The organism is Candidatus Erwinia haradaeae, from assembly GCF_900698985.1.
Taxonomy (GTDB): domain Bacteria; phylum Pseudomonadota; class Gammaproteobacteria; order Enterobacterales; family Enterobacteriaceae; genus Erwinia_E; species Erwinia_E haradaeae_B.
Genome location: NZ_LR217730.1, coordinates 731,061 through 742,458, shown reverse-complemented (window position 1 = coordinate 742,458; position 11,398 = coordinate 731,061). Strand labels below are relative to the sequence as shown.

At 30.0% G+C, this 11,398-nt stretch carries 6 protein-coding genes and 1 tRNA gene; 3 read left to right on the top strand and 4 right to left on the bottom strand.

Annotated elements, in window-relative coordinates; translation table 11 throughout:
• Window positions 1–184: 184 nt before the first annotated feature.
• Window positions 185–496, top strand: a complete 312-nt coding sequence (rpsT, locus tag ERCIPSPA2889_RS02295; RefSeq protein WP_157989238.1) for a 30S ribosomal protein S20 — start codon at window positions 185–187, stop codon at window positions 494–496.
• A 784-nt stretch (window positions 497–1,280) separates the two neighbouring features.
• On the opposite strand, the gene ERCIPSPA2889_RS02290 is transcribed toward rpsT, so the two are convergent.
• From ERCIPSPA2889_RS02290 to ERCIPSPA2889_RS03390, 3 genes are all read right to left on the bottom strand, one after another.
• Window positions 1,281–1,421 (bottom strand): DNA gyrase inhibitor YacG, encoded by a 141-nt coding sequence (locus ERCIPSPA2889_RS02290; RefSeq protein ID WP_157989237.1) that lies wholly within the window; start codon window positions 1,419–1,421, stop codon window positions 1,281–1,283.
• Window positions 1,422–2,375: 954 nt separating this feature from the next.
• Window positions 2,376–2,451, bottom strand: a tRNA-Gly gene (locus ERCIPSPA2889_RS02285).
• Between the two features lie 25 nt (window positions 2,452–2,476).
• On the bottom strand, window positions 2,477–2,611 hold the full coding sequence (locus tag ERCIPSPA2889_RS03390; protein ID WP_269472401.1) for a hypothetical protein: 135 nt from the start codon (window positions 2,609–2,611) through the stop codon (window positions 2,477–2,479).
• On the opposite strand from ERCIPSPA2889_RS03390, the gene recC reads away from it, so the two are divergent.
• A complete protein-coding gene (gene recC / locus ERCIPSPA2889_RS02280) occupies window positions 2,610–5,969 on the top strand; it encodes an exodeoxyribonuclease V subunit gamma (RefSeq protein ID WP_157989236.1) in 3,360 nt (1,119 codons plus the stop codon). The two genes, ERCIPSPA2889_RS03390 and recC, sit on opposite strands and share 2 nt — an antisense overlap.
• Before the next feature lie 298 nt (window positions 5,970–6,267).
• Here the strand turns inward: recC and glnA are convergent, their stop codons facing one another.
• Complete coding sequence (glnA, locus tag ERCIPSPA2889_RS02275) at window positions 6,268–7,677, bottom strand: glutamate--ammonia ligase (protein ID WP_157989235.1); 1,410 nt, start codon at window positions 7,675–7,677, stop codon at window positions 6,268–6,270.
• Between the two features lie 1,231 nt (window positions 7,678–8,908).
• Between glnA and typA the strand changes: the two genes are divergently transcribed.
• A complete protein-coding gene (typA, locus tag ERCIPSPA2889_RS02270) occupies window positions 8,909–10,732 on the top strand; it encodes a translational GTPase TypA (RefSeq protein ID WP_157989234.1) in 1,824 nt (607 codons plus the stop codon).
• The last annotated feature ends 666 nt before the right edge of the window (window positions 10,733–11,398 follow it).

Sequence of the window (11,398 nt, the reverse complement as noted above, 5' to 3'; positions counted from 1 at the left end):
AGGTCAATTAATAGATTTATTTATAGGTTATTTATGTTCTGGATATATTAAAGATATCTATTTTCATGATATTTATTTTATTTTTGTCTAACAAAACTTATTGACAATTGTTGGAGCACAGATAATACTTTATAAAAGTTTAGATAGAAACGTTAAAAACACTATTTGGTTTAGGGGTAAAATTTTGGCTAATATTCAATCAGCTAAGAAACGGATTATAACATCTGAAAGACGTCGTAAACATAATGCAAGTTGCAGATCTATGATACGTACTTTTATTAAAAAAGTACATGTAGCTATTGCAACTGGTGATAAGATTATCGCACTAAATGCATTTAGTGTTATGCAACCACTAGTAGATCGGCAAGCTTCTAAAGGCTTAATTCACAAAAACAAGGCTGCACGTTATAAATCTAATCTTATTTCAAAGATTAAGCTGATGCCTGAATGTAAAGCCAGTAATAATCGATCCAGTATAGAATCTAATCTAGAATAGGTATATTTATATAATATGAATTTAAAGAAAAGATAATGATATGGACAAGAGATCGTTTGTACTAAAAATCTAAGATTTTTTATGTTCTGAAATATTTTATCCAAAAATAAGATATAAGAAAATCCTAAAATAAAATACACACAGATAATATTATTAATATAATTTTATTATTTTAAATATAAAAATATAATACTATTAATGTGTATAAAGTTAATACTTTTTAATAATGCTTAAAATAACAAGTATAATGGATATTATCTTTTTATATGAATTATTTTTTTATATAAATTTTCATATAAATTTTATAAAATTTATATAATTATAAATTTATAAAATGTAGCCAGAATTTAGATATAGAAAGATTTAAAGAAGATAATTTAATATAACTTTATATATTTTTTTTAACTTCAGAGAGCCTATTCTAGGCTTCTTTAAGGGGATGATTGAGTAAACCATTCTGATAAATAAAAATTTTTATAACATTTAAACTAATTTTTATTAAAATGTATACAAAAAGAATTAAGCTTAAATTTATATTTATATTCAATACAAATAAATATTTTTTAAATAATACTTTAAATAAAAATATTTATAAAATTTATAAGACGTAAATTGTTATTTTTATTTATTATAATAAGTTTACTGTAAAAATTTAAAAAAATAGACATGCAAAATAAATAATCAAAATACTATTATCAGATAATAAAATAACTTATTAAAAGAACTATCAAAAATATAACTATATAAGTCTTATTTTTTATTTTTATTAAATATTAGCAATTGACTAATTTTTTTCTTCATGTAACCATCCTCCTAGGTCAATTAATTGACAACGTTTACTGCAAAATGGACGCCATTTATTGAACTTGCTCCATATTATTTTTTTACTACAAATAGGACATGCCACTATAGTTATATAGTTCATAATGTTTCTCTTTTGGGTGTGTTACAGATATAGATGGAACGTAATAGTAACAAGTATTAATAATAATCAGATTATTTTTAATAAAAAACATTAGATTATATTTATAAAGACTAATCTGTCTAGTTAATGTAATAATTCAATAGTTTTTTTGTTATGTTTTATGTTTTAATAAGATAGTCACAATTTTTAGTATTTAAGATAATATGCAACATTGACTCTTTAATTTAATATTATTTATAATTTTATAAGATATTTTTATTCAATTTTCTGTGGTTCGCTTAGTACAGATAATAGATTTTATAATTAATTAAGAACCATACTTATGTTAATATTATCGCGTGCTGTTTTTTCTGTAATCAATTGCTTAAGTAGTATGCTTCTGAAATAGTTTAATGATTTTATATCATACGTATATGTATCTAAAAATTAGACAGTATCATAATTTATATTATTGAAAATTTTTAAATAATGAATTTAATGTTTTTATTTAATTGTAAAAGAAGAACTAAAAGATATTTAATAATTCATATTATAAATTTATAAATATAAAAGATTGTTATCTTCTTTTTAAGATATCTTTTAAAGATTTGCTACGCTACTAAACATTAAAATACCTATTAAATAGGCATTTTAATGTTTTTTTTTGAATCTTTTTATCTTACTATTATGTAGTATATGTAATTTTTGTTTCATAGTGTAAGTGTTACTATTAGTTTGTGTATTTTATTGAAAAAAAATAACTATATGAAGCAGTTACCTCATACTTCTTTAAAAAATTAGCAAAAAGATATTAAAAGATGCACTTTAAATGTAATTAAATGTATATAATACATATTAATTATATATCTCTATATTATATAATATAATTATTTATATATCTTACATTCAAGTGTTATCCATAAAAATTAGGACTCTGTAAGAGATAAAATCTAAAGACTTAATGTATGTTTTATGTGGAGCGGGAAACGAGACTTGAACTCGCGACCCCGACCTTGGCAAGGTCGTGCTCTACCAACTGAGCTATTCCCGCTAATTTATAAAAATATAATTAATTATTATATGATAGTAACTTTCATTATGCAATAATTATATTCTGGATAACCTTCTTGACAGTCTTTTCTATGCGACCAAGCAATTATACCGAGTAATTTATCAAATAATTTTGTGTGATCCATAGGATATATATGCATGATTACTGTTTACCATTCTAATCAATTGGAAATGCTTAAAATGTTAATTTGTCGAGAGATAAATAAACAGCCCCTGCGTCATCCATTATCTCCGGAAGTTATGTTAGTCAATAGCCCTAATATGGTTCAATGGTTAAAACTTTCTTTTTCTTTAGAGTTTGGTATTGCTGCTAATATTAACTTTTTATCATCTTCTGATTTTATTTGGAATTTTCTAACTCTAGATTTTCAAGGTTCTTTTAAAAAAAAAATATTTAGTAAATCAAGTATGTGTTGGAAACTTAGAGTGGTGATTCCAAAGTTACTTCTAGATGATACGTTCAGTATGCTGCGTTATTATCTGCGTGATGATAGTGATAATCATAAGCTATTCCAATTAACAGAACATATCGCAAATGTTTTTGAACAGTATATTTTTCATTGTCCGCACTGGATTCATGCTTGGGAAGAGGGTCGCATAATAAAAGAGTGTGGCGATTTTCAGTTATGGCAAGGACCTCTATGGTTAGCATTAGTAGAATATACTAAATATTTAGGAGAACCGGTATGGAGTTTTTCTGCTCTTTTTCAGCGTCTTCTGTTGACTCTAAAAAATATCGATAAGCGTTTATCTACTGTTCCAGAGCGTGTATTTATTTTTGGTCTTTCAGCGTTACCTAACTACTATATTCAGGCTTTAGAAAAATACATAGATATACACATTTTTTTTACTAATCCATGTCGGTATTATTGGGGAGATATCTGGAGTGATTCCTCTTTAAAGGAATTATCAATTTGTCACCGTTATCACTATAAAGAAGACAGCTGTCTGCCACAATTTCGTGATTCTAGAGATGATTCTTTATTATTTAATTCATCTTGTAAAAAACAACAGCTTACTAATCCGCTCTTAGATTCGTGGGGACACTCAGAGAGAGAGAATTTATTTCTTTTGGCGCAGAGCGCACCAAAAGAAATATGTGCGTTTGTTGATATTGTACCTATCAATCTTTTATGTACATTACAGAAGGATATATTAGAATTAGAAGATTACTCAGTAATAGGTCTCAGTAATAGTGAATGGAATAATAGTTTAGGAAAGCGTATTTTAGAAGTAAATGATCGATCCATAGAGATCCATTTATGTCATAGTATACAGCGTGAAATTGAGGTTTTGCAAAATCAGTTACTTGATATGATGGCCGCAGATCCAGCGCTGTCTGCTCATGAGATTATTGTAACAGCGGTAGATATTGATATTTACACACCATTTATTCAAGCTGTTTTCAGTAATGCTCTGCCTAGTCGATATATACCATTTTCTATTTCTGATAGTCGTATTTCTAAGAAAAATATCTTTATTAAAACTTTTTCTGCATTATTAAATCTGCTGGATGGTCGATTTATCGCAGAAGAAGTCTGGTCTATTTTAGAGGTTCCTGTAGTTGCTAGCCGTTTTTCTATTGATGAGCAAGGGTTAATTGTGTTACGTCGCTGGATAGTAGAATCCGGTATAAGATGGGGCCTAGATGATGATAATATACGAGACCTTGATTTGCCCATGACTAATCAGAATACTTGGCGTTTTGGTTTAAATCGTATGTTGTTAGGTTATGCAATGCATAGTACAGCAGGTGAGTGGAAAGGAGTATTACCTTTTGACGAGTCTCACGGGTTAATTGCAGAATTAACAGGGTATCTATCTGAATTTATGCTTACCCTTAATCGATGGAGAGAATGTATACGTAAACCGCATGACTTAGAAAGTTGGGTGCCAATGTGTCGTCTGATGCTTGATGATTTTTTTCTCAGAACTGCAGATAATCAAACAGAGTTAGCGCTGATTGAAGAGCGTTGGTATAATATATTATACCATGGCATGCAAGCCTCTTATCATCAGACTGTTCCGTTTTTTATTCTTAGAGAGGATCTATTATTGCATCTGAAAGAAACATGTTCAAGAGATTATTATTTACCCGGATCTATAAATTTCTGTACTTTAATGCCAATGATGTTCACTCCAATAAAAGTAGTGTGTTTATTAGGAATGAATGAAGGAGTATTTCCATGTATTAAAATGCCATCAAGTTTGAACTTAATTAATCAAACAACCAAAAAGGATAATATTAACTATAATGATAGTTACCTTTTTTTAGAAGCTTTAAATGCTGCCCAAAAAAAATTTTATATTAGCTATATTTCCCAGTCAATTCAAGATAATACTACACGTTATCCCTCTATTCTAGTCAGCGAGTTAACACAATATATTAGCCAAAGTTTTTGTTTGGCTAGAGATAGAGATAAAGACGTGGATACTAGTGCTCAATCTATTGTACAACATCTGCAGCATGTGCATACCTGTATGCCCCCCTTTTTTCAGGAGTCTGTTATATCAAAAACTAAATCTATTAATGGTATAATAGAATTGTCGCCTATTATTTATCATCAAGGTTTTGTTTTATCACCTATTCCTCAAGAATCACCTCATGAAGATAAAAAACATTTTACTTTATATCAATTTCTGCAATTTTGGCGACATCCAGTGCGCTATTTTTTTAAATGTAGACTTGGTATTTCCTTTCAGGTAGAGCACGCACTATTATTGGATGCAGAGCCATTTGTTTTAAATAGCCTTACTCGTTATCAGCTGGATCAAAATTTATTAAAAGAGCTAATAAATCAGAGTGATTCCGAACGACTTTATAAATATTATAGATCTTCAGGACAGTTAGCTCATGGAGTATGGGGGGAATTGTTTTGGCAGGAGAGAAAAAGAGTACTGCATGGTCTTTCTGAACAGATTTTGCGATTTCGTTCGTCTACAGAAAACAAAGAAATACTATTAAATATTCAAGATATGACATTGAGTGGCGTTCTTGATCAAATCCAAACTGATGGGTTATTACGATGGCGCCCTGGTGTTCTTAATGTTCGGGATGGATTCATATTATGGTTAGAGCATTTAATATATTGTGCAATAGGTGGTCAAGGTATTAGTCTTATGTTAGGACTCCAGAATAGTATTTGGCGTTTTTTACCAATATCAGTAGAAAAAGCAAAACAGCATTTAGAGTACTACATGAATGGGTATTTCTTAGGTATGTCTAATCCTTTAGTATTGACACATTCTGGAGGTGCTTGGCTACAAGAATGTTTTGATAAAAATTTAGATATAATTTGTTATGATGGGGTAACGCAGAACAAAGCATACAAAAAACTTTTAGAGCGCTGGAATGGATCTGATTATATGCACGGGGAAAAGCATGATTATTTTTTACAGCGATTACTGCCTTATTTAGACACCTCAGAGATGCAGACTATGATATTAGCAGCAGAGACTTGGCTTCTTCCAGTAATACGGTCTCATCAAGTAGGATAAATAAGGATCTGCTTTATATTATATGTATTTAACTATTGCGAATGAGATAATTAATATTAATTAAATACCTGAAGTAGTAAGCACATAGCGCTGCTTGATAAAAATTAAAAATTTGTATAAGTGTTTTAAAAGTATTCTATGATTTATATGTACTTCATCATAAAACAATTTAACTATATTAGCTTTAGAGCTAGAGCATATCTTTCAATGCGCTCTAGCTACTATTTATTTATAGGTAATATTTTATGTTTTTAACTTAATAAGTAAAATAGGATAAAAAAATATTGAATATATAACGCTAAACACTGTAATAAAGTTCAAACTCGACAGGATGGGGAATCTGTCGAAGATGTTCTATCTCTTCTCTATGTAATGCAATATATGCATCGATGGCATGGTCAGTAAATACATTACCTTTGGTTAAGAAATCACGGTCCCGATCTAAGGCCGATAAAGCCTCCTCTAAAGAGCTTGCGACTTTTGGTGTAGAGCTCTTTTCTAAATTTGATAACTTGTATAAGTTTTTATCTCTTGCTTCACCTGGGTTGGTTTTATTAATAATACCATCTAAGCCAGCCATTAGCATTGCAGAAAAACATAGGTAAGGATTAGCCGACGGATCAGGAAAACGGACTTCAATGCGGCATTTTTTGGGATTGGAAGCTATTGGAATTCTGATAGCAGCTGAACGATTACGAGAGGAGTAAGCGAGTATGACTGGTGCTTCATAGCCTGGCACTAAGCGTTTATATGAGTTTGTAGTAGGATTTGTTAATGCATTAAGTGCTTTTGCATGTTGAATTATTCCTCCTATATAAAATAACGCAAGTTTAGATAATCCACTGTATTGATCACCTGAAAATAAATTAATATTCATTTTAGATAAAGATATATGACAATGCATACCAGATCCATTATCACCATAAATTGGCTTAGGCATAAAAGTAGCGGTTTTACCATAAGTATGCGCAACATTATGTACTACATATTTATAAATCTGAACTTCATCAGCTTTTTTTATTATAGTATTACAATGAGTAGCAATTTCATTTTGACCCGCGGTAGCGACTTCATGATGATGTGCCTCAATAGTGATACCCATCTTTTCCATCATCAAGCACATCTTAGTTCGAATATCATGTGAAGAATCAACTGGGGGTACTGGTAAATATCCTCCTTTAATTTTTGGTCGGTGACCTTTATTACCGCCTTGATATTCTTTACTAGTATTCCAATGAGCCTCAATATCATCGATAAAAACATGTGATCCGGAAGTGCTGTGTCCAAAGCGAATATCGTCAAACATAAAAAATTCTGGTTCTGGCCCAAAAAATACATTATCTGCAATGCCAGATTTGTGTAAAAAATCTTCTGCTCGTTTAGCTATAGAACGCGGATCGCGATCATATCCTCTCATAGTATCCGGTTCTAAAACGTCACAACGCAAAAGAAGTGTTGTATCTACAAAAAAGGGGTCAAGGACAGCAGTAATAGTATCGGGCATTAAAAGCATATCGGATTCATGGATATCTTTCCAACCATTAATAGAAGAGCCATCAAACATTTTACCTTCTTTTAAAAAATTTTGATTTACCTGGTGAGCAGGGATAGTCATATGTTGTTCTTTACCTTTAGTATCGGTGAAACGTAAATCAACAAATTTCACTTGATTATCATGAATCATTGACAGAACATATTCAGCTGACATATTTAACATCTCCTAGGCGTAGTCATTACTATAACATTGAAAATTGTGATTTTTTTATGTGTTTGTGTTATCATAATAAGTAATAAATAGATACTTTCGTGAAAGAATAGGTCTATAAATATTTTTAACAATTGATTTCAATATTTTTTTGTTTGATTTTTCAGTATCCCTATTATTGTGCTACCAGCCTACAAAAGTAGATTGTAGCAGGTTGCTTTAGAGGATGTGTATGATTAGGCTTGATTAGTACATATTAAAGAGGAATCTATCATGAAGATTATCTTATGAGAATTCAGTATAATATATATTATGTAAAAATGCCTTATGGTTTGATTTTTAAGTAAATATACTTGCAATATAAGAAAAAATAATGATTAGTATATTGTTTTTCTATACCATATTGTATAGATTTATTGGCGATAAAAATTCTTTATATACTGTTTAGTAGGAGTATGCGTTATAATTATAATACTTTTTTCTTTTAGTAATTATTTTTATTTTACTAGAGGAGAAAATTACTACATTTCTCTGTATGTTTTTATATAGTATGATTATATATATGTATATATAAACCTATCTTTTTTTATTTATATCATTATGAATGAAGCATGCAATGTTACATCTTTACCGGAATATAGTATTGCTAGTGTTTTTTAGATTATGAGTTCTGAGCAGTATTTTAATGCTTATAGGATAATTTATCCTTATAGAATTGTAACAGTACTTACGTTTGAGTAATAGTGCATAGATATTATGTATAATTACTCAATAGCGTCATGTGATGTATGATTATTTTGTTGATTTTTACTCTAACTTACTTATCTATCAAGCATCAAAGAACATCAAATAATAAAGAATATAATTTGTTATCTTCTATTATTTAGATTATAGGATAATATACTTTTGATCGCGTGGTTAAAAGTTGTAATGTTTTGATTTAAGGTCTATTTTTGAAAAGAGTGACAGCTACGCGAAAAAAGGATTGATTTAATATTTAATTTAATAAATTTATTATATAATCAAATAAGCAAGTAATATATTAATATATTATTTTCTCTTTGAATCCAAAAACTAGAAGTTACATTATTATTCATATATCCTTACACAGAAGGTTAATATTTATTAAGCGGTAACATTGAGTAACTAATATTAAATGGTATAAGCTATTTTGACTACTGCACGAATCTAAGTATTATGATAGTGTTATACTTATGATACTTGAGGATAATTTGTGATTGAGAATTTGCGTAATATTGCCATTATTGCTCATGTTGACCATGGAAAAACTACTTTGGTCGATAAGTTACTTCTACAATCCGGTACTTTGGATGTACGAACTGAGCTTTCTGAGCGCATCATGGATTCTAATTTTTTAGAAAAAGAACGTGGGATTACCATTCTTGCTAAAAATACTGCTATTCAATGGAATGGATATCGCATCAATATTGTTGATACTCCTGGGCATTCTGATTTTGGGGGTGAAGTTGAGCGTGTTATGTCAATGGTTGATTCGGTCCTTCTAGTGGTTGATGCAATAGATGGTCCGATGCCGCAAACACGTTTTGTCACTAAAAAAGCTTTTGAAAATGGCCTAAAACCTATCGTAATAATTAATAAAATTGATCGCCCTGGTGCTCGCCCTGACTGGGTTGTTGATCAAGTATTTGATTTATTTGTTAACTTGAACGCGCATGATGAGCAACTTGATTTTCCAGTTATTTATGCCTCTGCTTTAAATGGTACTGCAGCGCTAGATTATCAAAATATGGCAAATGATATGACCCCTTTGTATGAAGCAATTATTAAACATGTTCCTGCACCACAAGTGCAGGTTAGTGAGCCATTTCAAATGCAAATCTCTCAGTTGGATTACAATAATTATGTTGGTGTTATTGGTATTGGTCGTATTGCTCGTGGCGTAATCAAGCCAAATCAGAATATTTCTATTATTAATAGATACGGAAAAATACGTAATGCTAAAGTGATCAAAGTCTTAACTCATCTAGGTTTGGAGCGTATAGAAACTAGTAAATCTGAGGCAGGTGAGATTATCGCAGTTACTGGATTAGGTGAACTTAATATTTCTGATACTCTTTGTGATCCACAAAATATAGTGGCACTACCAGCACTAAATGTTGATAAACCTACTGTAACTATGTTTTTTAACGTTAACACATCTCCTTTTTGCGGCAAAGAAGGTAAGTTTTTAACTTCACGTCAAATTTTAAATCGTTTGAATAAAGAGTTAGTACATAATGTTGCATTACAGGTTGAAGAAACAGAGGATACTGATACATTTCGAGTATCAGGACGAGGAGAATTACACTTATCCGTTCTTATTGAGACTATGCGGCGAGAAGGCTTTGAGTTGTCAGTATCTCGTCCTGAAGTGATTTATCGAAAAATTAATGGGCATACTCAAGAGCCTTTCGAGAATGTTGCTATAGATATTGAAGTACAGCATCAAGGTAGTGTAATGAAGGCCCTTGGTGAACGTAAAGGGGATATAAAAGATATGGTCCCTGACGGTAAGGGTCGTGTGCGTCTTGATTATCTTCTCCCCTCTCGTGGTTTAATTGGTTTTCGTACTGAGTTTATGACATTAACTGCTGGAACAGGATTATTATATGCAACTTTTAGTCACTATGATAATATCCGTCCAGGTACAATTGGACAGCGTCAAAATGGAGTTCTGATTTCTAATGGTCAAGGTAAAGCAGTTGCTTTTGCTCTTTTTTCTCTTCAAGAAAGAGGAAAATTATTTCTTGGACATGGCGCTGAAGTATATGAAGGGCAGATTATAGGTTTACACTCACGGGCCAATGATCTGACAGTAAATTGCTTAACGGGGAAAAAACTAACTAATATGCGAGCTTCCGGTACTGATGAGGCACCTACTTTAGTACCAGCTATGAAAATGTCTTTAGAGCAAGCTTTAGAGTTTATTGATGAAGATGAGTTAGTTGAAGTTACTCCTCAGTCGGTTCGCATTCGTAAGCGTTATCTAAAAGAGAATGATCGAAAACAAGCTCACAGAAAACTCTTAAAATTTTAAAACTAGATAGTGTCGATTAAGGAGAAGTATTCAAGGAATTTTTGCATACTATCAGTATAGTGATAGTAGGTTTGTTATGAAGTTTTATTATTACGTGATCATAAAAGATAATTTTTAGATATATAAGCATTATATTACTCTTTCTAAGAGTAAGCTTTTAGCATTCTTCATTAAAGATATAAGTATTTTATAGTTAGACCGTATATATAATATGCTTTTACTGTGATTTTTATTATGTGATCTCTTTACAAACATAATTTAATACCTCTGTAGTTAAGATCTATATGGGAATATACTTATTATATAAGGTATAATATTGAGGTAAATCTCTTAGTTTAAAATACGTAAAAAACATCTTGGTTTTAAATAGGGCATCTGATTTTTTTTAAGAACAACTTTTTTCTAGACTGCAAGTGTCTTAAATATACAGTATAAGTGAATAGCTTGTTTTTGGGATGAAAAGATTAAATGAATTTTTTTAAAAATTAAGTAATTTGATATATCATATATAATATATCATCAATAAACAAACGTTTGAAGAGGATTATTTTATTATTCTATTGATTAATTATTTTATTAATATATGTCTTTAGACACAAATATTTTTTAAAAATATTTAGTTATTTTAATAATAGTTAAAAAAACTATACTGTTAGTATATTAGTT